Raw genomic sequence first — 24,856 nt, 5'->3', positions numbered from 1 at the left:
GTTATTTAAATTTACCATCAGGTGCGGCTGGTAATCTGCAAACAGCAGTTATGACACCGTATTATTCAGTGCATAGCGGATCAGATCGGCCTGTCCTTCGATATTCAGTTTGCGTTTGATATTCAGTCGGTGAGTTTCCACTGTCCTGACGCTCAATCCCAGTTCATGGGCAATATGTTTATTGGATTTGCCAGTGGCGATGCTATTCAGAATGCATTGTTCCCTCTGTGTCAGCAGCGGGGTGGCTGTCGTGTTGGATTGCTTCAGACCGGAACTGAAATAATTTCCGCCCGCGGTCACTGTTTCAATTGCATTGATGATGTCTTCCGCCGGCGCATCCTTCAAGACATAAGCGCGGGCTCCGGCCTGTATGGCCTGCGTGACGTACTCGGCTTTGTCGTGCATGGAGAGCATGATGATGGCAATATCAGGATAATCCTGAGTCAGCTTTCCCGTCAGGTGGATGCCATTCATGCTGCCGAGATTAATGTCCATCAATATCAGGTCAATCATCTGGGACGCAATGATTTTTAATGCTTCTGTGGCATTGCCTGCTTCTCCGGCAATATGAAAATGGTGCACTGATTCGAGTCGGGCGCGCAATCCATCGCGCACCAGGGGATGGTCGTCAATCAGTAGCAGATGGATCTTTTTTTTCTTTTCCATTAAAGTTCTCCGTTGGGAATGGTGGCAATAACACGGGTTCCCGACATATCCGAGTGAATGTCGAGGTGCCCACCTGCGGTTGCCAGACGCTCGCGCATATTGCTTAACCCGATGCCGCGCTTGGGATGATTAGCAATGCCCTGAATGTCAAAGCCGGTTCCGTTATCTTCGATGATAAGCGTAATATCGCGGGCAGTTTCGATCAGCTGCATGTTGACATGACTGACTTTCTGAGCGTGCTTGTGAATGTTGGTCAATGCTTCCTGAGCTACCCGGAATAAAACGGTATTGCTGATTTCGGACAGTCTGCTGAAATTTCCTGCGGCGTTAAAACTGACAGGTAATTCTGACGCATTCTGAAATTCACCTGCCAGATGTTCAAAAGCAGCAACCACACCGAGATCATCAAGCATAGCGGGGCGCAGATCATGAGAAATACGCCGGACTTCACTGAGCGCCTCGTTCAGCTGCTTGGTGGCACGGTCAAAGGAATTGCGCGCGGGTGATACTACTGGCAGTGTGGTTCCAAGTTTTGCCAGACCAGATTCAATCTGTAATTTAATCGAAACCAATAACTGACTCAGTCCATCATGCAGATCGCGCGACAAGCGGGCTCTTTCGTCCTCCTGAGAGCGCACCACGCTGCGTGCCAGCACTTTCAATTTAGCTTCTGCCAGGCGCGATTCGCTAATATTTAGTACCAGACCGGAGAGCGCCGTTAACAGGGCGCAAATCAGGGCGATGCCTGCCATCCAGAACAGCGTGCTGTGAATATTTTTTTCAACCTGAACGTCAATTTTTGCCAAGGCCGTATCGACATCATCAAGGTAAATACCTGTGCCCAACATCCAACCCCATTTGTTTAGGGGAATAACATAACCAAGTTTGGGAGCAATCTGACCTGATGAAGGTTTTTCCCATAAATAGCGTACGGCACCACCACCATTTTTTGCGGTATTGATCAGGTTCTGAATGGTCAGATTACCTTTTGGGTCGGACAGATTCCAGAGGTTTTTACCGACCAGATCAGGCTGGCGTGGGTGCATCAGATTTTTCCCCTGCATGTCGTACACGTAAAAATATCCATCATCACCAAAATCGAGAGTTGATAGGATTTTTTTTGCTTCCTCCTGATCCTGAGGCGAATTCCCTGATTTTTTATATAAATGCAGAATTGCGGATTTACCGAGCGTGACGTAATGCTTTAACTCGGTTTCTTTACTGGCGATGTAGGCCTGTTCGATCGTATTGCGCTGTTGCTGGGCAAGAATGGTCGCCTGATAAAACACCGCAGAGGCAATCCCTGCAAACGACAGCAGCAGAGGAATGATGGCGAGCAGAATGAATTTATAGCGAAGTTTCATGCAATCACCGTTATGCAGAAAGACGCCAGATTACAGCTGGCAATAAAAAAAACCCCGCAACTGCGGGGTTTTTCAGAAAACCATAATCAGTGATTAAGGGTTTTGGATGTTAGAAGCTTGCTTGCCTTTAGGGCCTTGCGTGACTTCGAACGTTACTTTTTGACCTTCTTTCAGGGTCTTAAAGCCGTTCATTTGGATTGCGGAAAAGTGGGCGAACAAATCCTCACCACCGTCGTCCGGAGTGATAAAGCCGAAGCCTTTGGAATCATTGAACCACTTGACGGTACCTGTTGCCATAATGCATCTTTCAAATAGAAACTAATCACACGAGCCGTAAAAGCAAGAAATCTGACGGAATGTCAGCCCTCCCTCAACTTGCCCACTTCATGTTGACGAATGGTTACTAGTGTTGCCAACAAATGTCATTCTTGAGGGAAAAAAAACGAAAGTCAAGAAACTTTTGGATACGTCCCTGCCATTGTTGTATTTTTAAGTAAGAAGGGATAATCATCGATAAAAATGCCTTCTAAACGTGCACAAGAAAATCAAATACCTGAACAAAACTTGATCTGGAAGAAATGATCACCATCTACGGAAATGAGCGAAAGCAGGTAACATTTGAGCAGGGTGGAAATAAGGCCCTTTTTATTCGCTTATTATTTACCTTTGTCACGAATCAACGTACTAGAATAGACGTATGGGAAACAAGCATGAAAACGGTACTATATTGGAGCGGCAGGCGCAAAAGCTCAAGCCACCCTCTATGTATCAGGTCATATTACTGAATGATGATTACACACCGATGGAATTTGTCGTGGCCATTATTCAGGAATATTTTAATAAGGATCGTGAGACTGCGATGCAGATCATGCTGAAAGTACATCGGGACGGCAAAGGTATTTGTGGCGTCTATTCAAAGGATATTGCTCTGACAAAGGTTGAGCTGGTGTTGACGCATGCCCGTAAAGCAGGACATCCCCTGCAATGTGTGATGGAGGAAGTATGATTGCGCAAGAGTTGGAAGTCAGTTTGCATATGGCGTTTGTCGAAGCTCGACAGGCCCGCTACGAATTCATCACGGTAGAACACCTGCTGCTCGCATTACTGGATAATCCTTCTGCAGCTGAAGTGCTGCGCGCCTGTGCTGTGAATATTGAAGATTTGCGTAAAACACTTAACAATTTCATCACAGACAATACGCCAACCGTACCGGGAACCAGTGAAGTCGATACTCAGCCGACACTGGGTTTCCAGCGCGTGATACAGCGCGCCATCATGCATGTGCAATCGTCGTCGAATGGAAAAAAAGAAGTGACCGGTGCCAATGTATTGGTGGCTATTTTTGGCGAAAAAGACTCGCATGCCGTGTACTATCTCCACCAGCAAGGCGTGACACGACTGGATGTTGTGAATTTCATTTCACATGGTGTCCGTAAAGATAGTTTGAACGAACCGCAAAAATCTCCAGAGGGCAGCGAGGAAGGGCATACCGATGCGCAGGTCAAGGAAAATCCTCTGGATCAGTTCACCCAGAACCTGAACAAGGCGGCTGCTGAAGGGAAAATTGATCCGCTGATCGGACGTGATGCCGAGGTGGAGCGGGTGATTCAGATTTTATGTCGCCGCCGTAAAAATAATCCTCTGCTAGTTGGTGAGGCTGGTGTCGGTAAAACCGCGATTGCAGAAGGCCTTGCATTGCGCATCACCCAAAGCGATGTTCCTGATGTGTTGCAGAATGCTGTCGTCTATTCGCTGGATATGGGCGCATTACTGGCTGGAACCAAGTATCGCGGTGATTTTGAACTGCGTCTGAAGGGCGTGTTAAAACAGTTGAAAGACACGCTGAACGGTATTCTGTTCATTGATGAAATTCACACTATCATTGGTGCAGGATCAGCGTCCGGCGGTACGCTGGATGCATCGAATTTGCTAAAACCGGCTTTATCGAGCGGTCAGCTCAAATGCATAGGTGCCACTACTTACACTGAATATCGTGGCGTGTTCGAGAAGGATCATGCTTTGTCACGCCGTTTCCAAAAAATCGATGTGAATGAACCAACAGTTGAGCAGACCGTGCAGATTCTGCGTGGCCTGAAGGCGAAATTCGAAGAGCACCACAATGTCAGATATTCTGCTTCTGCCTTAACAACGGCCGCCGAATTATCTGCACGTTTTATTAACGATCGTCATTTGCCGGATAAAGCGATTGATGTCATTGATGAGGCTGGTGCTGCGCAGAGAATTTTGCCGAAATCCAAACAGAAAAAAACAATTGGCAAAGCTGATATTGAAGACATTATCGCCAAAATAGCCCGGATTCCGCCGCAAACGGTGAATCAGGATGACAGAACTAAATTACAGACAATCGATCGCGACCTGAAAAATGTGGTCTTTGGTCAGGACCCCGCGATTGAAGCGCTGGCTTCCAGCATCAAAATGGCGCGTGCGGGTCTTGGGAAAACGGATAAACCAATCGGTGCTTTTCTGTTCTCGGGACCGACCGGTGTTGGTAAGACTGAGGTCGCAAAACAGCTGGCCTTCACGCTGGGTATTGAACTGATCCGTTTCGATATGTCGGAGTATATGGAGCGTCATGCTGTTAGCCGCCTGATCGGTGCTCCACCTGGCTATGTTGGTTTTGATCAGGGTGGATTGCTGACTGAAGCGATTACCAAAAAGCCGCACGCTGTGTTATTGCTGGATGAAATTGAAAAAGCGCATCCGGATGTATTCAATATCCTCCTGCAGGTAATGGATCACGGTACGCTGACGGATAACAATGGGCGTAAAGCGGATTTTCGCAATGTCATCATTATCATGACTACCAATGCCGGAGCGGAAAGTCTGCAGAAGCGTTCTATCGGCTTCAATGATAATCGTGAGACTGGCGATGAAATGGCCGATATCAAGCGAATGTTTACACCGGAGTTCCGTAATCGTCTGGACGCGATTATCAGCTTCCGCGCACTCGATGAGGAAATTATTCTGCGGGTTGTGGATAAATTCCTCATGCAGCTAGAAGAACAGTTGCACGAGAAAAAAGTCGAGGCGACTTTCTCGGATGAGCTACGCCATTTCCTGGGTAAAAAAGGTTTTGATCCCCTGATGGGCGCACGTCCGATGGCCCGCCTGATTCAGGATATGATCCGCAAGGCATTGGCAGATGAACTCTTGTTCGGGAAACTGGTTTCTGGCGGCAGGGTGATCGTCGATATTGATGAGAAAGACCAGATCAAACTCGAATTTCCGGAAGGTGACGCCACACCACCGGAAGCTTCACAGGAAATCGTCGAGGTAGAATAAGCGTTCGCCGATTTCTCTGTAGCGTGCTGTGATCGATGGAGATAAGTCATGCTGAAAGCGCCATTGTATGTACTGGAATACACCCCAAAAACGATAGAAGCTGTTTTATCTTCATCAGCTTTGGAGGGCAGAGAAGTGGAAGTCGATGTGTACGATAAACGTGATGCCGCCAAAAAGCATACGGCGATCGGACATCGGCTTGCAGCTCAGGGAGATGTGTTCAGGGTGCGGGTTTTGACGGATAGTGGCATCCATGAGGATGAATGGAATTACGCAATCCTGCGAGAGTCTGCAGGCCGCAGTCGTAAAATCAAGAAATAGAGCATTTGATGTGTAAAAAAACGGCTGTGAAGCTGTTTTTTTACGTATATATAACTATATTTTTTGCTTTAAGCACTATGAATTGAACTGCGTCGTAAGCCAGTCGGATGCTGGAAATGCGCAAGCTGCGATAAATGACTTTGGTTTCAAAGTAGCAGCGTATGTCTTTCGGAATATTAATACCAAAGTACAAAACACCATGTCTGTTACGGTGCAAATTGGAGGGTAATTTGGTGCCCATTTTGTGCGATATGTGACACTTGACAAACAGGGCGTAAAAACCAAAAAAGCCCCGTAAAGGAGCTTTATCATTATTGGTGCCGAGAGCCGGAATCGAACCGGCACGCCTTGCGGCGCGGGATTTTGAGTCCCGTGCGTCTACCTATTCCGCCATCTCGGCAACGCATCAAGAGATTATGACAGGAGACGACGAAGAATGCAATATCTGCCGTTGCTCAGGTCGTGCTGGTATGGCCAGGGTATATTTTTTTGCAGGAAGGCCAGATATAGCCAGAGCGTGGTTGCGGCGAGGGCGATGCTGATGGTGTTTGCGAACCAGAATCCGGTTGCGCCATGCAGTTCTGCCGGGATGATCTGAGGATGGGTGAGTCCGATCAGGTATCCTCCGCCAAGTCCGCAACCCCAAAGCGAAAAAGCATATAACAGGCTTGGGATGACCGTAATTTTATAGGCTCTCAGAATGAACGCAACGACTACCTGAATCGCATCAAAAATCTGATAGAAGGCAATAAATCCAAATAGCGGAATTGCTGCTGCAATGATCGTTTCATCGGGGGTATAAGCATGCAGTATGTCGGTTTTTTTATACCAGATGATCAGTGCAAGAGGGAGTGCAAAACTGATTGCAAGCAGTATGCCGGCCTGACTGATTTGCCTGGCTTTTTGTGTTTCTCTGGCGCCGATAGCTTGTGCGACCAGGGTGCTGGTTGAGCTGGCAATCGACAATGGCAGCATGTAGAGGATCGTGCCGAAGTTGGCGGTCAACTGATGGCCTGCTACTGCAATAGCGCCAAGCCTGGCAATGAAAAGTGCCATGAATGCGTAGGCGGTTACTTCGATGAGATAGCTGAATCCCATTGGAATTCCTAAGTGCAGCAGCGCTTTGAGTGATGGCCAGTGTGGGCGTACCCAGCCACTCCCAAACAGGGTGAACAATTGATAGTACCGAACCCGGTGCAGTATCAGCCAGGCTGTGACCAGCATCAGCCAGGAAATGCTGGTCGTTGCGATAGCACAGCCCGGGCCGCCCATCGCGGGAATACCTAAACCGCCGAAAATGAATAAGGTATTAAGCGGTATTTTTAATGCCAGAGAGATGAGTTGTATCACCATCACCATTTTGGTTTTTCCAACGGCATTATTCAGAGCACTGTAAATCCGGAATCCTAGTGTTGCCGGTAAGGCGCAGGCGAGAATCCCCAGATACAGTGTTGCCTTGCTGTTCAGTGCGCTGCCTGCCTGGGCGATATTCAGCAGTGGCTGAGGATGCAGCAGAATGCCGCAACCAATCAATGCGAGAAATAGCGCCAGCCAGACTGCCTGTTTGACCTGGCTGCCGATTTCCCGGAATTCTCTGGCACCGAACAGCTGACTAATAACCGGGGAGACAGCTTGCAGAACCCCATTGAGCCCCACAAAAATACTGACATAGATAGATACACCGAGAGACAGGGCGGCCAGGTCTGTGGCAGAGAATCGGGAGGTCATCGCTGTATCGATGACGCCATTCGCAACGACGGCAAGCTGGCCAATCAGCATAGGCCAGGCAATGCCGGTAATCCGTCGTGCATGGTGTAACAAAACGGAGGCTGATACCGGGGACATTACATTTTCCGGCGGTACAGGGTAAATATTTCATCCTTGTCTGCTGCGCGGTGACCAGACCAGACCTGATCCCATTGTTCGGGTTGATAAGGTGCAGGCAATTCGGTTTTAAGTATGTGTCGCCGGCTGCTCTGCAAGAGCATATATCCACACTCGTGATCGGAGAAGGTGGCGAACTGTATTTTTCCGAAATAGGCAAAAGAGCTGCGTTGCGAAGGGCCGATATACGCTTCGATGCAATAGCTCTTGTTCGGTAATTGCTGTGCCAATTCTTCGGCAACAGGAGCGTAGGTGATCCGGTGATTGATCCAGGGCAGCCAGAGCGTCAGTAGCAGCAGCCAGCACAGAATCACACCACCGCTGGACAAGACAACGGCGCGCCAGAGTACTGAGGGCTGACGGGAAATACGCCAATAAACCAGCAAAAACCAGGCGATGGTGGCAGCCAGTGCCAGCACAAAAATAAATGGGTTAAAGCTGGCAGAAAATCCCGGCGCCAGATGCAGGATTTTGGCGCCCAGTTTGACTGGCCAGCCAGTTTGCTCGGCAATCCATCCCAGCCAGATAAATCCGGCTGTGGCGGTCAATACTGTGACGGCGAACCAGTCTACGGCATTGATAGCGCTGCGCTTCATGGTTGGCAGGCCAAATGCCGCCAGAATCGCCAATGGCGGCAGGATAGGTAATAACAGGCTTTCTTCTGAAAAGGGATTCATCAACGCCAGCAGGACGAAACAGAGAAAGAAAGCCGCCGGTAATGAGATATGAAGTGCTTTTTCTTGTCTCCGCCAGGCATAAATGGCCCAGCCTGCAAAGGGCCAGGCTGGCCACGCAAACCAGATACCGTATTTAAAAAAGTAGCTGACGCTTTCCATTCCCGGGAAAGCTAACTGACGGTAATTCCACTCCATCCATGCAGGTATTGGACTACTGTCGTATGGGTGAACCAGATGGATGGCAACGATCCAGCAGGCCGGGAGAATCAGGGCGACCGGGAGGGATAATCCGATCAGCTTGAGTAAGGATGTCTGCTGGCGGTACAGGCTCAGCAAAATCAACGTCAGGGCAATACTTGCTGGCGCAACCCAGCCTTTTGTCAGTACCAGCAAACCAAGACTCACGCCGAGCTGCAGCGCCAGCCGCATTCTGGGTGTGTCAAACAGCCGCACGCTCAAATAAAGAATGAACGCTGTCAGGGAAATCTGCAGTGTTTCTGCACTGGTTTCATGGCTGCGGATCAGTAGTCCGAGACAACCAAGATAAATCAGTAAAGCACCATCGGCCAGTGTCCGCCCGAAATCCCGGGCTTCCGGCTGGCCGCCGAAAGCGAGCTTTAACGGTTGTGCCTCCGCCCGGCGACCCAGCAGGTAGGTGGCATACCAGACTGATACGGAGCCCAATAAAAAAAAGACGCCCGTAGATAAACGGGCTGCCATGGGTTCTCCCAGTATTCCACCAAAGATTTTGATGCACAGCGCACCGATCCAGAATGCCAGCGGCCCTTTTTCTGCCATCGGCAGTCCGACGATATGCGGCCATAACCAGTCAGCCATTGTGCCGTGCGCCATGGTCCACATGATGCCAAAGCTGGTTGCATCATCGCCTTTCCAGGGATCGCGCCCGATCAGCCCGGGCAGGATGTAAAGCAGACATAAGGCGACAATTCCCCAACGGGGGAGTGCAATGGTTGCAGCAGCAGGTAGACGGACTGGTTTCATATTTTGATTCAGTGGCCGGGAGCGTGCCTATTGTAAGTAAAGCGGCAGTAAAAAAGGCAGCCTGAGCTGCCTTTTTTGTACAAATCGTTTTGCTGATTAGTTGGCAACGGATGTCTTGGATCCGACTTTGCCGAACTTCTGGCGGAATTTTTCAACGCGACCAGCAGTATCCACGATCTTGTGCTTACCTGTGTAGAAAGGATGAGATTCCGCAGAAACCTCGATCTTTACCAGCGGGTATTCCTTACCTTCAAACTCAGCTTTTTCTCTAGTCTGAATTGTCGAGCGTGTAATGAATTTGAAATCGTTAGAAACGTCGTGGAACAACACTTCACGATAATTTGGGTGGATGCCGTCTTTCATGCTTGCCTCAAAAATAAGTTAGGTAGCCAGTCCGCACTTCGTCGATCGCCCAGCTTCTTGACCCGATTGCGTACCACTTGCCAGAGTTAATATTAAATATTGGATTTTCGCATCTGCAAAATGCCAAGCTTATGATTATACAATGAAAAATTATCGTGTTGCACAGGCTTTTTGTTCCTGATTTTCTTTATTTGATTTTATTTTTTGCAAAAACAGCGGATCGCATCGCGGACGTATCATTTCCGCCGTTACAATATCTGTCAGTCTTGAAGTGAAAGAAGAGGGGAATGTGAGTTATCTGGGAATGAATGCGATGCTGCATACCATTGAAGTGGCTGGCATCATTGCTTTTGCGAGTTCGGGCTTTATTGAAGCCCGGCGTAAGCGGATGGATATTGTCGGTGTATTTACCGTAGCATTCATCACGGCCTTTGGCGGCGGCACACTGCGTGATTTGCTGCTCGACCGGCGTCCTTTGTTCTGGGTGGAAAATCAGCAGTATCCGATACTGGTCTTTGTACTGGCATTAATTGCCATGCCGTTTTTGCGTCATCTGCGCCATGCCGTGACGGAGAGCGTGCTGGAATGGGCGGACGCACTGGGCTTGGGGTTGTTCAGCGTGACGGGAACCTCGCTGGCGCTGGAAGCCGAAATGCCGGTCTTTATCTGCGCCATGATGGGCGTTATCACCGGTATTTTTGGCGGCGTGTTAAGGGATGTGATTTGCAATGAAATCCCTCTGGTGTTTCGTCGCAGCCAGTTGTATGCCACTTGTGCATTCAGTGGTTGCTGGGTGTTTTTATTCCTGAACTGGCTGCAGGCTTCGGAGGCATTATCCCTGCTGGCAGGTATTTGCACGACGTTTGCTCTGCGTATTCTTGCGATTAGGTTTGACTGGAAATTACCTGCCTGATCAGCTGTTTTCCTTTGATTTTTTTTTCAACGGCGGGCGGGCGAACAGCCCTGTCAAAAATATGTCAATCATGTCTTCAGCGTGGTCAGCCAGCGAATAAGCTGAGGGGTCTTCCAGCCACTCATGGACAATACCTACCAGAAAAGCATGGTTTGCCTGCATCGCAATCCAGCTGTCGGTGTCCGGATGCAGTTGGCCGATCCGTACGGCATGCTGAATGATGGACTCCACTTTGGACAGGCATTCCGTGCGTTTTTCCTGCTCCGTTTCAAAAAAAGGGAGATCAAGATTTTTTTCGCAACGGTGGAAAATAATGTCAAAAACCCGGCGTTGCTGCTGGTCGCCAGAGACCAGTTGCAAAAAGTGCAGATTCAGTTCCCGTAGCGCGGTGATAGGATCGGTTTGCGGGGTACCCGCGATTTCATTCAACAAGCCTTCCATTGGCAAAAAAGCGCGATCGCACATTGCCTGAAACAAGGCATTTTTGTCTTTGAAATGCCAGTAAATTGCGCCGCGAGTCATGCCCGCCGCCTGCGCCACGTCGTTTAACGTGGTGTTGGTCACGCCTTTGGCAGAAAAAACCTGTTCCGCTGCATTCAGCAAGGCAGTATAAGTTTCCTGGGCTTCTTCTTTGGTTTTTCTGACCATTTGAATTCTTTCTTGCAATATAGGTATGCATGAAAACCGGAAGCGGATTGCTATACCGGCAAATCATCCACTAACAATTTTCATTTGGCGGCATCTTAAAAGAGCTCTCCGGATACTGCAATCCCGGTCTGACGCCAGTTGTCCGGCATAGTTTTGTCAATAAAACCAGAAACCTTTTATCTTTGTATAATGCAATGCGCAATTCAGCCGATTCCCTGACCCACATCACTTTTCAGGCTTGAGTTTGATGATGAATGTTATTTCCGTTATTGGGGCGTATCAATACCTGATGGATTTGTAAGGCTGTTACAAAAGTCGATTTACAAACATTCGTGAATGTATATAATAGCACGTCCTCCTTCCCTTTCGAAGAAAGAATTCCTATGCGCTCTCCAGACCGCTCAATTTCTCCTGTTTCCGCTGTGAATAATTCTCTTTCCCTTCAGATCCGCCGTTTATTCAGTCTTCATACCGTGCAGCGCGTGTTGATCAGTCTGCCAGTGGTAGCGCTGGTTGCCTGCGGTAACCAGGCTGCAGGAGGCGCTGCTGGCGCGGGTAAAATGCCGCCGCCGGAAGTCAATGTCGTCACGGTGAATCAGCGCGATCTCGCCGTGGACTTTGAATATGTTGGTCAGACTGCAGGCTCCAAAGAAACAGAAATCCGGGCGCGGGTTCCCGGTATTCTGGAAAACCGCTTGTATGAAGAAGGTTCCCGTGTGAAGGCCGGTACCGTGTTGTTTCAGATTGATCCGGGCACCTAACAGACCCAGCTTGCCTCTGCTGAAGCTGCGGCAGGTGTGAGTGAAGCGAAGCTGAATCAGGCTAAGCGCGAATATGCGCGTCTTGCGCCGCTGGCTGCTGAAAAAGCGATTAGTCAGAAAGAGTTTGATGATGCCAAATCGAATCTGGAAACTGCTGAAGCGAGTTTCAAACAGGTTCGTGCGCAGGTCAATGAAGCCCGTCTGAATCTGGGTTATACCCGCGTGGTGGCCCCGATTGATGGTGTGACAGGTGTTGCGGCAAAATCAAATGGCAGTCTGGTAACGACGGCAGACAGCTTGTTGACGACCATTGTCCAGACTGACACGATTTATATTAATTTCAGTATTCCCGAAGCAGATTATCTGAAGGCGGTGAAGGAAGTACGCAGCGGCAAAATTGCGATGCCCGGACAGCGTGCCAGTAATGGCAGCCTGGGTTTTGATGTGCGGTTGAAGTTGGCTGACGGCAGCATGTTTCCTGTGGCTGGAAAAATGAATTTTGTCAGCGAAAAAGTGAATCCGACAACAGGTGGCTTTGATGCACGGGCACAGGTCGCGAATCAGGACGGTAGTTTGCGTCCCGGCCAGTTCGTGCGTGTGATGCTGGCCGGGGCAAAGCGTAGTTCAGCGCTTGCGGTGCCTCAGCGTGCAGTGATTGACAGTCCCATGGGGAAAATGGTTTTCACGGTTTCGCCTGATAACAAATTAGTTCCTAAACCGGTTGAGCTGGATGGCTGGTCGCATGGTGAGTGGATCGTCACTAAAGGTTTGCAAAATGGTGACCGTGTCATGGTCGATGGTGTGATTAAAGCCCATGAACCGGGTATGACGGTCAAGCCAGTCGCGGTCAGTACGCAAGATGCAGTACCGGCGGCAGGTGTTGCGCCAGCTGCTGTTGCGGCAAAATCGCCTGCTTCTGCGACGGCTGGCAATGATGCCAGTGGCGGGGCGCCAGCCAAACCATAAATCACCTGTATTTGTTGTGTCAGTCAGTATTCTTAATGAACATCCTGCTGCATAGTCAGCACAGGCGACAAGGAATTTTTCATGTTCTCTAAATTTTTTATTAACCGGCCGATCCTGGCGACCGTGATGTCGCTGATTATCGTGCTGGCAGGCTTGGCCGCGTTGCGCGTCCTGCCTATTTCACGTTATCCGGAAATTGCTCCTCCGGTGGTCAACGTTACTGCGTTTTATCCCGGCGCTTCTGCTGAAGTGGTGGAGCGCACCGTAGCTGCACCGATTGAAGAGCAGATCAATGGTGTCGAACACATGCTGTACATGGATTCGGTTTCTTCTGCCGATGGCCGGGTCTCGATCAATGTGACTTTTGAAGTCGGCACAAATCTGGATATTGCTGCAGTTAACGTGAATAACCGGGTGCGTCAGGCGGATGCGAAATTGCCCCAGGAAGTACGTCGTCAGGGCGTGACGGTTGCCAAGAGTTCCTCTAATTTTCTGGTTGTCGCAGCGTTGTTCTCACCGGATAATCGTTACGATGCACTGTATCTGTCGAATTATGCGACGCAGAATGTGCTGGATGCGATCAAACGTGTTCCCGGTACCACCAATGTGCAGATTTTCGGTGCCAAAGACTATGCAATGCGTATCTGGATGCGTCCGGACCGGATGGCACAGCTTGGTGTGACTGTGAACGATATCTCGAATGCGGTATCGGAGCAGAATGCGCAGTATGCGGCTGGTAAGGTTGGCGCGCCACCCAACAATACCGAAGAACTGACTATGACTGTGACGGCGAAAGGGCGTTTGCTGGAGCCGGCTGAGTTTGCCAATATCATTATTAAATCTTCCAAAAATGGTGGTACCGTCCGTATCAGCGATGTGGCACGGGTAGAACTGGGTTCGAAAGACTACAGTCTGTATGGACGCGTTAACGGTCATCCTTCCGCCAATATCGGTGTATTTTTACAGACCGGAGCGAATGCACTGGAAACCCGGAAAGCAGTGGAGAAAACGCTGCAGGAACTGAAGGCCAAATTTCCGGAAGGGATGGAATACACCACGCCTTACGACACCACGCCATTTGTGACAGAGTCGATTGCCGAAGTGCTGAAGACGCTGGGTGAAGCGATGGTGCTGGTATTTATCGTGGTATATCTGTTTTTGCAAAGCTGGCGCGCGACTATCATTCCGACACTGGCAGTGCCAGTTTCACTGATTGGCACGCTGGCAGGTCTGCACTTACTGGGATACAGCATTAACACCCTTACCTTGTTCGGGATGGTGCTGGCGATCGGTATTGTAGTGGATGACGCGATCGTGGTGCTGGAAAACGTGGAACGTCTGATCAATGAAGAAGGCATGACACCGAATGCGGCTGCGATTGAAGCGATGCGTGAGGTGACCGGGCCAGTGATCGCGATTGTGCTGGTGCTGGTGGCAGCGTTTGGTCCGATTGCGTTCCTCGGTGGTTTGGCCGGTGAATTGTACCGGCAGTTTTCTGTCACGATTTCGCTGGCAGTCGTGTTGTCCGGCATCGTCGCGCTGACACTCACGCCGGCTTTGTGCGCCTTGTTGCTGAAGCCCGGTTCTGAAAATCATAATCGGTTTTTCACCTGGTTCAATGCAGCTTTCCTGCGCCTGACGAAGCGTTATACCAACGGCGTTTCTTTTTTCCTCAAACGTGCTGTTCTGGGAACCTCCCTGGTGATCGGCATGATACTGATGACGGGCCTGCTGTGGAAAAATGTTCCCGGCGGTTTGGTGCCGGACGAAGATCAGGGGTATTTCCTCGGAGCGGCAATTATGCCCGACGGCGCTTCGCTTGACCGTACCAATAACATGGTGAAACAGGTTGAAAGCATCATGAAGACCAACAAGAATATCGATACCACCTTTGCACTGGTGGGGCTTGATTTTCTCGGTGGCGGTGGCTTGAAATCATCGGCAGCAACAATGTTCTTCCCCCTAAAGCCCTGGGATCAGCGAAATCAGTCTGCGCAGCAGATGGTGGGCGAGAGCTACATGAAAACCGGGCATATCAAAGAAGGCTTGCCACTGTTTTTCAGTCCTCCTGCGATTCAGGGTTTGGGGCAGACGGGAGGTTTTGAGTTTTATCTGCAGAATGCCGGCGAAGGTGGCGTCAAGCGACTGGCCGAATTGTTACCCCTGTTGATTGCCGAAGCTAATAAGCAGCCTGAACTGGCCGGTGTGAAAACATTGTGGCAGGCTAATTCGCCGCAATTGTTTGTGGATGTGGACAATGAAAAAGCACGTTCCATGGGCGTGACTTTATCCGATGTCTACAATACGCTGGCCGCGACCATGGGCAGTTATTATGTGAATGACTTTAATAAAAACGGACGCATCTACACTGTCCAGTTACAGGCTGAAGGTCAATACCGTGCCAAACCGGATGATATCGGTGGCATGTATGTGCGTTCGGCAAGTGGTGCTATGGTACCGGTCAGGGCGTTCACGACAATTAAATTCATTACCGGGCCGGATTCAGTACAACGCTTTAACGCACTGCCGGCGATTAAATTGCTGGGGGATGCAAAACCAGGTTATAGCTCCGGTCAGGCGATTGCTGCTATGGAGCGGGCTGCCAAAAACATTTTGCCGGCTGACGTTGTATATGACTGGGGTGGTGCTTCGTTCCAGGAAAAACGCAGCAGCAATGCCGCAGGGTTGGCACTGGGTGCAGGCGTGTTGATGATTTTCCTGATTCTTGCCGCACAGTATGAAAAATGGTCGCTGCCGTTTTCTGTTCTGCTGGCAATGCCATTCGGTATCTTCGGCGCTTTGCTGGCGGTTTATCTGCGTCATTTCAATAACGACGTCTATTTCCAGATTGGTCTGGTGACTTTGCTGGGATTATCCGCAAAAAATGCGATTCTGATCGTTGAATTCGCTGTGATGAAGGTGCATGAAGGTTATGCACCGGTAGCCGCGGCGGTGGAAGCGGCGCGCCTGCGCTTCCGTCCGATTCTGATGACTTCGATGGCATTTATTCTCGGGGTGGCTCCGCTCGCGTTTTCTCACGGTGCCGGTGCAGCCGCCCGTCAGTCACTGGGAACGGGTGTGTTTGGCGGCATGCTGGCAGCGACATTCCTGGCGATTTTCTTCGTACCATTGTTTTTCAAATTGATTAACGACAAGCGCTTTAAAACAACGGAAGAGGATTTTAAGCATCCCGCTCCCATTTTGCCTCCGGCATCTTCTGTTGAGGCGAAGGAATAGTTATGTTGAGAACATCATTTATATGTAGTGCCATGACTGCCAGCCTGATTCTTGCTGGATGTGCTTCCGTCGGCCCGGATTACCAGCGCCCGGCGCTGCAGCTTCCTGCCAGCGTCGGCACTGTTGTCACAAACCATAAAACGACAGCCACCGATTATGTGAGCTGGTGGCAAGGTTTTCAGGATCCTGTCCTGAATCAGTTGCTGGACGAGGCCACGACGAATAATCAGGATCTGTTGCTGGCTTCCGGACGGATTGAAGAAGCACGCGCGCTGGCTACTTCAGCCCGTTCGAATCGCTTTCCTTCTGTGGATGCGACACTGGGCGGTACGAAAGCCAGAACGAGTCAGAATTCCGGCAAGTTGCCGGTCGGCGCTGCGCTGATCAATACCGATTATCAGCTTGGCCTGAGCGCTTCCTACGAAGTCGATTTGTGGGGCAAATTATCCCGGGCAGACGAAGCCGCGCGTGCCCGTTTGCTGGCGCAAGAAAACAACCGTGCAGTCGTGTTGTCTGGTTTGTACAGTAATCTGGCACAGACTTATTTCACACTGCGGGCTGGAGATGCCCAGCTGGCATTGGTACAGGCGACGCTGAAAACCCGCCAGGAAAATTTACGCTTACAACAAAAGCGTTTTACTGCCGGTGCGATTGGTGAACTGGATCTGCATCAGGCGGAATCAGAGGCGGCAGCCGCTGAAATTTCCATGGCCCAGGCACAGCAGCTGGTTGCCATCACAGAGTCTGCGATGGCGGTATTGCTGGGGCGGACTCCGGATGCTATTGCGCATCCGAATATTCTGCGTGGTAACACGATTGGTAATTTGTACCAGAATCTGAGTATGCCAAATGATTTACCTTCTGATTTGCTGAACCGTCGCCCTGATTTACTGGCAGCGGAGCAGGCTCTGATTGCGGCAAATGCCGATATTGGACAGGCTAAATCACAGTATTTCCCCAGTCTGAAGCTGACGATAGGCGCCGGTTATGAATCTAAAGCCTTTCATGACCTGATTAATCCGGCATCCTGGCTATGGAATATTGGCGCGAATCTGGTTCAGCCGGTATTTCGCGCAGGAGCTATCGGAGCAGTCGTATCCGGTGCCGAAGCGCGTAAAACACAGGCTATGGCGCAATATGTACAGGCCGTGCAGTCTGCCTTCCGTGATGTCCATGATGCATTGAGCAGTGCAGCATCCAATGAATCACAATACGTCGCGAACCAGAAACGCGTGGTGGCATTGAAAGACAGTCTGCGACTGACTGATTTACGCTACCGGAATGGTTACAGCAGCTATCTCGAGGTTCTGAATACCCAGCGTGATCTGGCTCAGGCCGAAACTGCACTGATCGATATGCAGCGTGCGCACCTGAGTGCTGTGGTTGGTTTGTACAAGGCAGTGGGCGGCGGCTGGAGCAGGATCGAATCGGGTGGCTGAAATAACTGATGGGACGCATGCGATGTTCGCAGGATATCGCATAGTTTTCTGATAAATAAACTCCGGATTATATGCATTAAAAAGTATCAAATAATGCAGATAATTTGAGAGCAATCAGTCACTTTGATACCGACAATAAAAAACGCTGGGATGGATTCCCAGCGTTTTTTATTGAACGGACAATTCATCCCGGATAATCCAGCGAATTAACCGCCACGACGCATCATCTCAAAAAATTCTGCATTGTTTTTCGTGGCTTTCATTTTGTCGAGAATGAATTCCATCGCCTCGATCTCGTCCATCGAATACAGCAGTTTGCGCAAGATCCAGATCTTCTGCAGCTGATCCGGTTTGATCAGTAATTCCTCGCGACGGGTACCGGATTTGTTCAGGTTGATTGCCGGGTAGACGCGTTTTTCAGCCAGGCGTCGTTCGAGGTGAACCTCCATGTTGCCGGTGCCTTTGAATTCTTCGTAAATCACATCATCCATACGGCTGCCGGTTTCGATCAGCGCGGTAGCGATAATGGTCAGCGAGCCGCCTTCTTCGACGTTACGGGCTGCGCCGAAGAACCGTTTAGGGCGCTGCAGCGCATTTGCATCGACACCGCCGGTCAGAACTTTGCCGGATGCCGGGATGACGGTATTGTAGGCGCGTGCCAGACGGGTGATCGAGTCCAGCAGGATCACGACATCTTTTTTCATTTCGACTAAGCGTTTGGCTTTTTCCAGCACCATCTCGGCAACTTGCACGTGGCGGGTGGCTGGTTCGTCGAAGGTCGAGGCAACCACTTCACCGCGCACCGAGCGCTGCATCTCGGTCACTTCTTCAGGACGTTCGTCGATCAGCAGTACGATCAGTGTCACATCAGGGTGGTTGGTGGTGATTGCGTGTGCAACGTGCTGCAGCATCACGGATTTACCGGATTTTGGTGACGCCACCAGCAAACCACGCTGACCGCGACCGATAGGGGCAATCATATCAATGATGCGACCGGTGGTATTTTCCTCGCCGCGCATATCGCGTTCCAGATTCAATACTTTATTCGGATGCAGTGGAGTGAGGTTTTCAAACAGGATACGATGCTTCGATGCTTCCGGCGATTCGCCATTAACTTTGTCCACCTTCACCAATGCGAAATAGCGTTCGCCGTCTTTTGGTGTACGCACTTCACCTTCGATCGAATCACCGGTGTGCAGATTGAAGCGACGGATTTGCGAAGGCGAGATATAAATATCGTCAGTCGATGCCATATAGCTGGCATCAGGTGAGCGCAAGAAGCCGAAGCCATCAGGCAAGACTTCGAGGGCGCCGTCGCCGAAAATCTGCTCGCCTGCTTTGGCTCGCTTTTTCAGAATCGCAAACATGAGTTCTTGCTTGCGCATGCGCGCTGCATTGTCGATATCGAGCCCTACAGCCATTTCGAGCAAAGCAGATACGTGCAGGGCCTTTAATTCAGATAGATGCATGGTGAATGTCCCGGACTGGGGAATATGAGGTGGGGGAGTGAACGGAGGAGCTACGGAATAAACAGAATCGTTACAGGTAGATTACTTGTCTCTGACAACCCTTGGCCATTTCAACCAAGAGATAATGATTATGCTGCGTCAGCTGCATCAGCAGATTGTGATTGTACACCATCTTGGATGCAGGCTGACCGTCAATTCATGCGCGTCAGATATTGCTGTCAATGAATGAAACGAGCTGGCCTTTGGCAAGAGCACCGACTTTTTGAGCCGCTGCCGCACCGTTCTTAAACAGAATCAGGGTTGGGATGCCACGAATGCCAAATTTGGCTGGTACTGACTGGTTTGCATCGACGTCCATTTTGGCGATAACGATTTTGCCGTCGTATTCTTTCGCGACTTCTTCCAGAATCGGTGCAATCATTTTGCATGGGCCGCACCATTCAGCCCAGAAGTCAACCAGTACCGGTTTTTCAGATTTTAATACATCAGCTTCAAAAGAAGCATCGCTTACATATTTGATGTTTTCGCTCATGGAGTCCTCGTTGAGAGGGAAAAATTAAGGGGTAGTAACAACGCCACAGATATCGGTCAGGTATATTGGAACTCGCCATTTATCCAGACGTTATCTGGTGGCGACTGGCTGCAATTTCAATGGTGCTAAACGGGTATTGCACCAAGACTGTGCCAACAAGTGTCAAGCGTGGTTAGCTATACGTCAGATAATAACCTATTTTTAAAAAAATTGTGATGCAGGATGTGATTTTGTTCCCTGAGCGTTTTTTGGCGCGGGCACGTCTTTGCTGACTCCTTGTACGTCGAATTTGCTGCATGGTTCCCCGCGCATGTTTCAGGTAATCTGAGCTATGTAGTAAAAATCAGGAAGAATTTGTATTTTTAATTACGGATGGTCACTGAGCTGAGAAAATTTACTCGTATAATAAGATTCCGGGTTTGCTGTAGAACAATACATTTATGATGATTTCTGATTTTGAGTTGCTTGCCGAAAAAGTGGCGAAACTTGCTGAACTGACGCACTCCCTGCGCAAGGAAAACGCGGGACTGCGTCATGAAATGGCATCGCTGAATGCGGACAATCAGGAGTTGCGGTCACGTATGCAACAGGCGCACGACCGGGTGGCGGCATTGCTGTCGCGTATGCCGGCAGAAGTGATTGCTGATGAGGACGCCGCATAATGGATAAGAAAATAATTCAGGTCGATGTTTCCATCATGGGACAAGGATACAAACTCTCTTGTAAGGAAGGCGAGGATCGTGCTTTGCGCGAAGCTGCTGCCTATCTGGATGCCAAGATGTGTGCAATCCGCGATTCATCGAAAGTCAAGGGGACAGACAGAATCGCGGTTATGGCGGCATTGGGAATGACAACCGAACTGTTGGCAACGAAATCGTCAGAGGGGCCTTTGTCTGGCATGTCGCTTTCTGAGGTGAACCAGAAAATGCAGGCCATGCACGATGTGTTGGATCAGGCGTTGACGCCCCAGGAAAAATTGTTCTGAAAAAGCTATTCTGAAATTTAGAGTTATTACTTATTTCAATCAGAATTTGATGAAATCGTTCACCGGAAAGCACGGTTTGGGAGTAAACTTCAGTTCCCTGCCGTGTTCGCCAATGTCATATATTCCTTGAACCATTTATGTGCATAGGCCGCGGAATATTGTTCGATGGGCGTGAGCGTCGCTAGTCCGATGAACCCGAAATTGAACTGACTGCAGCCAACTTGAACCGCCAGGTTCAGGATGCCGGCATAGCGGCATCGGTGGGGACTTTTTTTGAACGGCTGCTCTGGTGAGTGGCCGTTTTTTTATTTGAGCTCGACATGTCCGATCCAGATCCGGTACCTGTACTTTTCGTCACCTGTTAACTGGCGCTGCCGGAATCGGCGGAATGTGGCAGAGTTATGCGACAATCCAATTTTGATCAAAAGGGCGGCTATGGCTTATTGGTTGATGAAATCAGAACCGGATGAGGTCAGCATCGATGATGTGATGGCTACATCTTCCATCCCCTGGTTTGGCGTGAGGAATTATCAGGCCAGGAATTTCATGCGGGATGCGATGCAGATTGGTGATGGTGTTCTGTTTTACCATTCGAGTTGTCCTGCGCCCGGTATCGCGGGTCTGGCAGAAGTCGTCAGCACGGCTTACCCGGATCACACGCAATTTGACTCCTCCAGCCACTATTTTGATCCGAAGGCGACGCCTGAAAACCCTCGCTGGATGATGGTGGATGTGAAGGGTGTACGTAAAACCCGCTTGCTTAGTCTTGCCGAATTACGTGCGGTGCCGTCGCTGTCGTCAATGCGTGTGCTGCAAAAAGGCAGCCGGTTGTCTATCACCCCCGTCACTGCCGACGAATGGCAGCAGATTTTACAACTGCTGGATCAACCTTCTCCCTGATTACACATGAGTAACAACGAAGACCAGGCACATTTTCCGGTAGCCCGATTTATCAAGGAAATCGGGCGCGGCAAAGAGGGTGCCAGAAACATGTCCATGCAGGATGCTGAACAGCTCTATCATGCCATGCTTACCGGACGTGTTTCTGCGCTCGAGTTGGGGGCAATTTTATTATCGATGCGGATTAAGGGAGAGTCGGTCGATGAAATTGCCGGATTTCTGGCGGCGGCAAAGTCTTTCCTGTTGCCGTTGCAGATACCTGCAGATAGTCAGTATGTACCTGTGCTGATTCCGACTTATAACGGTGCCCGTAAAAAAGCTAATCTCACGCCTTTGCTGGCGATGCTGTTGGCACGTCGCGGTGTGCCGGTGCTCGTGCATGGTGTGCGAACGGATGCTGGCAGGGTAACGACGGTTGAAATTTTTGAGGCAATGGGCTGGCCGCTGGCAGTTGATTCGGATCAGGTAATGGCGCAGATGAAAGCCGGCCGGCCGGCGCTGATGCCAATTGACTGCCTTTCTCCGGCGATGGCGCACTTATTGTCTTTACGCCAGATACTGGGAGTGAGAAATTCCACGCATACGCTGGTCAAGATTTTGCAGCCATTTGATGTGCCTGCGCTGCGGCTGACTTCTTACACGCATCCTGAATACCGTGAGATGCTGACTTCTTATTTCACTCACAAGGCATCTCCGCAGGAAGGCGATGTTTTTCTGATGCGTGGAACCGAAGGAGAGACAGTGGCAAGTACCGGGCGCATGCAGCAGATAGACTGGCTGCATGCGGGGGAGTGCACGACGCTGGAGTATACGCACCAGACAATTATCGGCGCCGTTACGGAAACGCCGGATCACATCGACGCCGACAGTACCGCTGGCTGGATTGAGCAGGTGCTGGCTGGAAAAATCGAGGTGCCGCATAACATTACCGCGCAAGTGGAACACTGTGTTGCCGTTGCACGCCTGATCCGGCATCGCTCTTTTGCCAGTTAAAACAGAGAAAGCCTGACGCTCATAAAAAACGCACCGGATTTGATGTCCGGTGCGTTTTTAGTTTTGATTGAATGAACAAGATTAACGAACGAAATTAAGTATCAGTTCTAAAGCGTTCAGTTCGCAGGCAATCAGAAATTGGCTTTGAATTGCACACCATAGCTGCGTGGCTCGTTCAGAATACCTGTCAGGTTATTGAAGTCAATCGCAGCGATAACTTGTTGCTGATTAGTGATATTGCGACCGTAGGCCGCCACTTCATATTTGCCATCTGCCCACTTGTAGCCGACACGCAGCCCGCCTTCCAGCAGCGATTTGGCTTTATATTCTTTAGCTTCATACAGGAACATGTTGTAGGTGTCCTTGTATGCCCAGTCTGTAAAGACATACATCTCACCGTTAGCGATTGGCGCGGTATATTTCAGTGTGAAATTTCCTACCCACTTCGGTGCGCGTGGCAAAGGATTGCCGCCAATCAACACTGTGCCTGCAACAGGGCCGGCAGGGTTGGTGACGGTGCAGCCGTTACCGCATGGGGAAACAAACAGTTTGGCATCTTTGATTTGGGTGTCGTTATAGCTGACGCCCAGGGTCGATTTCCAGTTACGGCTCAGATTCGCCTGCAGATCGACTTCAAAGCCCTGGCCGGTTGCCTTGTCGGCATTGACCAGACGGTTCTGATTCACGGAGCCGCTGCCGGCGGTCAGCTGCAGGTCTTTGGCGGTGTACTGGAAGACGGTTGCCGTGATGCGGGCGGTGTTATCCAGAATATCTTTCTTCACACCGGCTTCAAACGACAGCGTCTTTTCCGCGTTGGCAACGGAGATGCTATCGCCGAACAGGACGCGTCCCTGCACACTCGGCGCACGGTAACCGGTTGCAATCCGCCCGAAGAAGTTGGTGCTGGAGTCGGCCGCATAGTTGGCGCCCAGGTCCCAGCTGACGTTGGTGGAGCTTGGATTCGCGGTCAGCAGTGGCGTGGCCTTCACGCCGGGAGCGGAACCTGGTGTCCAGGTGCGTTGTGCATCGAAATCCTTTTTGTCGCTGGTGTAACGTACTCCGCCGCGTATTTTCAGTTGGTTGTTGACGGCATAATTCAGCGAGCCGAATGTGGCCCAGGCTTTGGCGTGCTGGTGTTGTACTGCGTAGCCATCCTGCACATTGCCGCCTAAGGAATTGAAGTCGAAACTGTCAACCTGCAGGTCTTCTTTGAAATAATAAACGCCGGCAATCCACTGTAATGGATCTTTGGTATTCGATTGCAGACGCACTTCCTGGGTGATCTGCTTCAGATCAGGAACACCGTCGGCGGTTTCTGCCGGGAATGGAATAAAGCCTGGTCCCATTGGTGGTGCGAACGAAGCACCGTAGCCACCATCAACGTCTGCGCGGCTGTAGAATTTTGCTTTGTCGTAAGCCGTAATCGAGTACAGCGACATGCCGTCCCAATCCCAGCGCAGACGCATGCTGGCGCCACTGGAGGTCAGGGTCTGGGTGTTGATGCCATCTGTCGGGTAGCTGCTGTAATTAAAGCCTGGCACCAGTTCATTAGTGCCTTTCTGGATGATGTTGGCGCGGAACAGGGTCGCATTGCCCGACATATCACGGCCATGGACATTAAACAGCGCGCTGAAGCCGCCGTTCTTGTATGCCAGCTGGATGCGGCCGGCTTTGTCCTGATAACCTTCAAAATTCTTGGTGCCGGTGCTGCGCGGATTGGTCACACGATCGTCGCGGGATTGGGATTGCCCGGACAGGCGCAGTGCCCAGTCGCTGTTCAGCGGAATATTGATCGCGCTTTCCAGATTCACGGCGTTGTAATTGCCGTAACCCAGATTGGCATAGCCTTCCAGCACATTGCTTGGTTTGGCAGAGTCAAACTTGATCACGCCGGCCGGAGAATTGCGGCCGAACAAGGTGCCTTGCGGGCCGCGCAATACTTCGACCTGATCGACGTCAAATATTGGAAAGCCTTTGAGGATCGGGTTTTCCTGCACCACATCATCATAAATCAGACCGACTGGCTGGGAGGCGTTCAGGTCAAAATCAGTATTGCCGAGACCACGGATATAAAAGCGCGGGAATGAACGGCCGAAATCGGATTCAATATTCAGACTCGGCACGCGCGACGCCAGGAAGCGGATATCCTGACCGCTGGTGTTATAGGTGTCGAGCGCATCGCCTTTGATGGCGGAAATCGACATTGGCACTTCTTTGATATTTTCTGCGCGGCGGTTTGCCGTCACGATCACGGTTTCAAGCTTGGCAGGGTCGTTTTTTGCGGCATCCTGTTTGGCTTCCTGCGCCCAGCTGGCCTGCAGCGGGAAAGCGGAGGTGATGGCGAGGGCAATCAGTGTACGGCTGGCCCCTTTAACGAATGGAGAATAAAGAGAAAAATCAGACATGGCGTTGATCCTGTTGTGAATGTGAGCG

Annotated in this window: 21 protein-coding genes, 1 tRNA gene, 1 other RNA gene and 1 pseudogene; 13 read left to right on the top strand and 11 right to left on the bottom strand. The window is 50.4% G+C overall.

What is annotated here, in order from left to right; translation table 11 throughout:
- Positions 1–48: 48 nt before the first annotated feature.
- The 3 genes from HV832_RS04745 to HV832_RS04735 all read right to left on the bottom strand — a co-directional run bounded on the left by HV832_RS04745 (position 49) and on the right by HV832_RS04735 (position 2,327).
- Positions 49–666, bottom strand: coding sequence for a response regulator transcription factor (locus HV832_RS04745; protein ID WP_176802392.1), 618 nt, complete (start codon positions 664–666; stop codon positions 49–51).
- Entirely contained in the window at positions 666–2,030 is a 1,365-nt protein-coding gene (locus tag HV832_RS04740; RefSeq protein WP_176802391.1) for a cache domain-containing protein, read from the bottom strand. The genes HV832_RS04745 and HV832_RS04740 overlap by 1 nt, the downstream gene beginning before the upstream one ends.
- A gap of 93 nt (positions 2,031–2,123) precedes the next feature.
- A complete protein-coding gene (locus HV832_RS04735; RefSeq protein WP_162021162.1) occupies positions 2,124–2,327 on the bottom strand; it encodes a cold-shock protein in 204 nt (67 codons plus the stop codon).
- Positions 2,328–2,727: 400 nt separating this feature from the next.
- Here HV832_RS04735 and clpS point away from each other — a divergent pair, with 400 nt between their 5' ends.
- The 3 genes from clpS to HV832_RS04720 are packed head-to-tail and all read left to right on the top strand — an operon-like array spanning position 2,728 to position 5,654.
- A complete protein-coding gene (gene clpS, locus HV832_RS04730; RefSeq protein ID WP_176802390.1) occupies positions 2,728–3,036 on the top strand; it encodes an ATP-dependent Clp protease adapter ClpS in 309 nt (102 codons plus the stop codon).
- Entirely contained in the window at positions 3,033–5,333 is a 2,301-nt protein-coding gene (gene clpA / locus HV832_RS04725) for an ATP-dependent Clp protease ATP-binding subunit ClpA (protein ID WP_176802389.1), read from the top strand. The genes clpS and clpA overlap by 4 nt, the downstream gene beginning before the upstream one ends.
- 48 nt (positions 5,334–5,381) lie before the next feature.
- Positions 5,382–5,654 (top strand): hypothetical protein, encoded by a 273-nt coding sequence (locus HV832_RS04720; RefSeq protein ID WP_176802388.1) that lies wholly within the window; start codon positions 5,382–5,384, stop codon positions 5,652–5,654.
- 315 nt (positions 5,655–5,969) lie between these two features.
- On the opposite strand, the gene HV832_RS04715 is transcribed toward HV832_RS04720, so the two are convergent.
- From HV832_RS04715 to HV832_RS04700, 4 genes are all read right to left on the bottom strand, one after another.
- Positions 5,970–6,054 (bottom strand) — tRNA-Leu (locus tag HV832_RS04715).
- A gap of 14 nt (positions 6,055–6,068) precedes the next feature.
- Positions 6,069–7,499 (bottom strand): MATE family efflux transporter, encoded by a 1,431-nt coding sequence (locus tag HV832_RS04710; protein ID WP_176802387.1) that lies wholly within the window; start codon positions 7,497–7,499, stop codon positions 6,069–6,071.
- A complete protein-coding gene (locus HV832_RS04705; protein ID WP_176802386.1) occupies positions 7,499–9,217 on the bottom strand; it encodes an ArnT family glycosyltransferase in 1,719 nt (572 codons plus the stop codon). The genes HV832_RS04710 and HV832_RS04705 overlap by 1 nt, the downstream gene beginning before the upstream one ends.
- Before the next feature lie 96 nt (positions 9,218–9,313).
- The gene (locus tag HV832_RS04700; protein WP_176802385.1) at positions 9,314–9,580 is read right to left on the bottom strand and encodes a type B 50S ribosomal protein L31; all 267 of its coding nucleotides are present in this window, start codon (positions 9,578–9,580) and stop codon (positions 9,314–9,316) included.
- A 304-nt stretch (positions 9,581–9,884) separates the two neighbouring features.
- Here HV832_RS04700 and HV832_RS04695 point away from each other — a divergent pair, with 304 nt between their 5' ends.
- Positions 9,885–10,493 (top strand): trimeric intracellular cation channel family protein, encoded by a 609-nt coding sequence (locus HV832_RS04695; RefSeq protein WP_176802526.1) that lies wholly within the window; start codon positions 9,885–9,887, stop codon positions 10,491–10,493.
- Here HV832_RS04695 and HV832_RS04690 read toward each other — a convergent pair whose 3' ends face one another.
- Complete coding sequence (locus tag HV832_RS04690) at positions 10,494–11,141, bottom strand: TetR family transcriptional regulator (protein WP_176802384.1); 648 nt, start codon at positions 11,139–11,141, stop codon at positions 10,494–10,496.
- A 383-nt stretch (positions 11,142–11,524) separates the two neighbouring features.
- On the opposite strand from HV832_RS04690, the gene HV832_RS04685 reads away from it, so the two are divergent.
- From HV832_RS04685 to HV832_RS04670, 4 genes and pseudogenes are all read left to right on the top strand, one after another.
- The gene (locus HV832_RS04685; RefSeq protein WP_176802383.1) at positions 11,525–11,902 is read left to right on the top strand and encodes a biotin/lipoyl-binding protein; all 378 of its coding nucleotides are present in this window, start codon (positions 11,525–11,527) and stop codon (positions 11,900–11,902) included.
- A gap of 15 nt (positions 11,903–11,917) precedes the next feature.
- Positions 11,918–12,868 (top strand): annotated as a pseudogene (locus tag HV832_RS04680) (efflux RND transporter periplasmic adaptor subunit); the annotation flags it as partial.
- 81 nt (positions 12,869–12,949) lie between these two features.
- A complete protein-coding gene (locus tag HV832_RS04675; protein ID WP_176802381.1) occupies positions 12,950–16,105 on the top strand; it encodes an efflux RND transporter permease subunit in 3,156 nt (1,051 codons plus the stop codon).
- 2 nt (positions 16,106–16,107) lie between these two features.
- Positions 16,108–17,544 carry an efflux transporter outer membrane subunit gene (locus tag HV832_RS04670; RefSeq protein ID WP_176802380.1) on the top strand — a complete coding sequence of 479 codons (1,437 nt, stop codon included), beginning with the start codon at positions 16,108–16,110 and terminating at the stop codon, positions 17,542–17,544.
- A gap of 206 nt (positions 17,545–17,750) precedes the next feature.
- On the opposite strand, the gene rho is transcribed toward HV832_RS04670, so the two are convergent.
- A complete protein-coding gene (gene rho, locus HV832_RS04665; protein WP_176802379.1) occupies positions 17,751–19,013 on the bottom strand; it encodes a transcription termination factor Rho in 1,263 nt (420 codons plus the stop codon).
- A gap of 205 nt (positions 19,014–19,218) precedes the next feature.
- Positions 19,219–19,545: a thioredoxin TrxA gene (trxA, locus tag HV832_RS04660; protein WP_176802378.1), complete on the bottom strand. Its 327-nt coding sequence runs from the start codon at positions 19,543–19,545 to the stop codon at positions 19,219–19,221.
- 440 nt (positions 19,546–19,985) lie between these two features.
- Here trxA and HV832_RS04655 point away from each other — a divergent pair, with 440 nt between their 5' ends.
- From HV832_RS04655 to ybiB, 5 genes are all read left to right on the top strand, one after another.
- The gene (locus tag HV832_RS04655; RefSeq protein ID WP_317889292.1) at positions 19,986–20,207 is read left to right on the top strand and encodes a DUF904 domain-containing protein; all 222 of its coding nucleotides are present in this window, start codon (positions 19,986–19,988) and stop codon (positions 20,205–20,207) included.
- An 11-nt stretch (positions 20,208–20,218) separates the two neighbouring features.
- Complete coding sequence (locus HV832_RS04650) at positions 20,219–20,530, top strand: cell division protein ZapA (RefSeq protein WP_176802524.1); 312 nt, start codon at positions 20,219–20,221, stop codon at positions 20,528–20,530.
- A gap of 91 nt (positions 20,531–20,621) precedes the next feature.
- Positions 20,622–20,801, top strand: a non-coding RNA gene (ssrS, locus tag HV832_RS04645) — 6S RNA.
- 164 nt (positions 20,802–20,965) lie between these two features.
- Complete coding sequence (locus HV832_RS04640; protein WP_176802377.1) at positions 20,966–21,430, top strand: EVE domain-containing protein; 465 nt, start codon at positions 20,966–20,968, stop codon at positions 21,428–21,430.
- 6 nt (positions 21,431–21,436) lie between these two features.
- A complete protein-coding gene (ybiB, locus tag HV832_RS04635) occupies positions 21,437–22,423 on the top strand; it encodes a DNA-binding protein YbiB (RefSeq protein WP_176802376.1) in 987 nt (328 codons plus the stop codon).
- Between the two features lie 131 nt (positions 22,424–22,554).
- On the opposite strand, the gene HV832_RS04630 is transcribed toward ybiB, so the two are convergent.
- A complete protein-coding gene (locus HV832_RS04630) occupies positions 22,555–24,828 on the bottom strand; it encodes a TonB-dependent receptor (protein ID WP_176802375.1) in 2,274 nt (757 codons plus the stop codon).
- Positions 24,829–24,856 lie beyond the last annotated feature (28 nt).

The sequence above is a fragment of the Cognatundibacterium oligocarboniphilum genome (genome assembly GCF_013377855.1).
GTDB classification, from domain to species: Bacteria; Pseudomonadota; Gammaproteobacteria; order Burkholderiales; family Burkholderiaceae_D; genus Undibacterium; species Undibacterium oligocarboniphilum.
This window is presented reverse-complemented; position numbering and strand designations above follow the sequence as displayed.

Bases quoted from the DNA above. Each gene is read 5' to 3' on its own strand.
- HV832_RS04745 (WP_176802392.1), bottom strand. From the start codon at position 666: ATGGAAAAGAAAAAAAAGATCCATCTGCTACTGATTGACGACCATCCC.
- HV832_RS04740 (WP_176802391.1), bottom strand. From the start codon at position 2,030: ATGAAACTTCGCTATAAATTCATTCTGCTCGCCATCATTCCTCTGCTG.
- HV832_RS04735 (WP_162021162.1), bottom strand. From the start codon at position 2,327: ATGGCAACAGGTACCGTCAAGTGGTTCAATGATTCCAAAGGCTTCGGC.
- clpS (WP_176802390.1), top strand. From the start codon at position 2,728: ATGGGAAACAAGCATGAAAACGGTACTATATTGGAGCGGCAGGCGCAA.
- clpA (WP_176802389.1), top strand. From the start codon at position 3,033: ATGATTGCGCAAGAGTTGGAAGTCAGTTTGCATATGGCGTTTGTCGAA.
- HV832_RS04720 (WP_176802388.1), top strand. From the start codon at position 5,382: ATGCTGAAAGCGCCATTGTATGTACTGGAATACACCCCAAAAACGATA.
- HV832_RS04710 (WP_176802387.1), bottom strand. From the start codon at position 7,499: ATGTCCCCGGTATCAGCCTCCGTTTTGTTACACCATGCACGACGGATT.
- HV832_RS04705 (WP_176802386.1), bottom strand. From the start codon at position 9,217: ATGAAACCAGTCCGTCTACCTGCTGCTGCAACCATTGCACTCCCCCGT.
- HV832_RS04700 (WP_176802385.1), bottom strand. From the start codon at position 9,580: ATGAAAGACGGCATCCACCCAAATTATCGTGAAGTGTTGTTCCACGAC.
- HV832_RS04695 (WP_176802526.1), top strand. From the start codon at position 9,885: ATGAATGCGATGCTGCATACCATTGAAGTGGCTGGCATCATTGCTTTT.
- HV832_RS04690 (WP_176802384.1), bottom strand. From the start codon at position 11,141: ATGGTCAGAAAAACCAAAGAAGAAGCCCAGGAAACTTATACTGCCTTG.
- HV832_RS04685 (WP_176802383.1), top strand. From the start codon at position 11,525: ATGCGCTCTCCAGACCGCTCAATTTCTCCTGTTTCCGCTGTGAATAAT.
- HV832_RS04675 (WP_176802381.1), top strand. From the start codon at position 12,950: ATGTTCTCTAAATTTTTTATTAACCGGCCGATCCTGGCGACCGTGATG.
- HV832_RS04670 (WP_176802380.1), top strand. From the start codon at position 16,108: ATGTTGAGAACATCATTTATATGTAGTGCCATGACTGCCAGCCTGATT.
- rho (WP_176802379.1), bottom strand. From the start codon at position 19,013: ATGCATCTATCTGAATTAAAGGCCCTGCACGTATCTGCTTTGCTCGAA.
- trxA (WP_176802378.1), bottom strand. From the start codon at position 19,545: ATGAGCGAAAACATCAAATATGTAAGCGATGCTTCTTTTGAAGCTGAT.
- HV832_RS04655 (WP_317889292.1), top strand. From the start codon at position 19,986: ATGATGATTTCTGATTTTGAGTTGCTTGCCGAAAAAGTGGCGAAACTT.
- HV832_RS04640 (WP_176802377.1), top strand. From the start codon at position 20,966: ATGGCTTATTGGTTGATGAAATCAGAACCGGATGAGGTCAGCATCGAT.
- ybiB (WP_176802376.1), top strand. From the start codon at position 21,437: ATGAGTAACAACGAAGACCAGGCACATTTTCCGGTAGCCCGATTTATC.
- HV832_RS04630 (WP_176802375.1), bottom strand. From the start codon at position 24,828: ATGTCTGATTTTTCTCTTTATTCTCCATTCGTTAAAGGGGCCAGCCGT.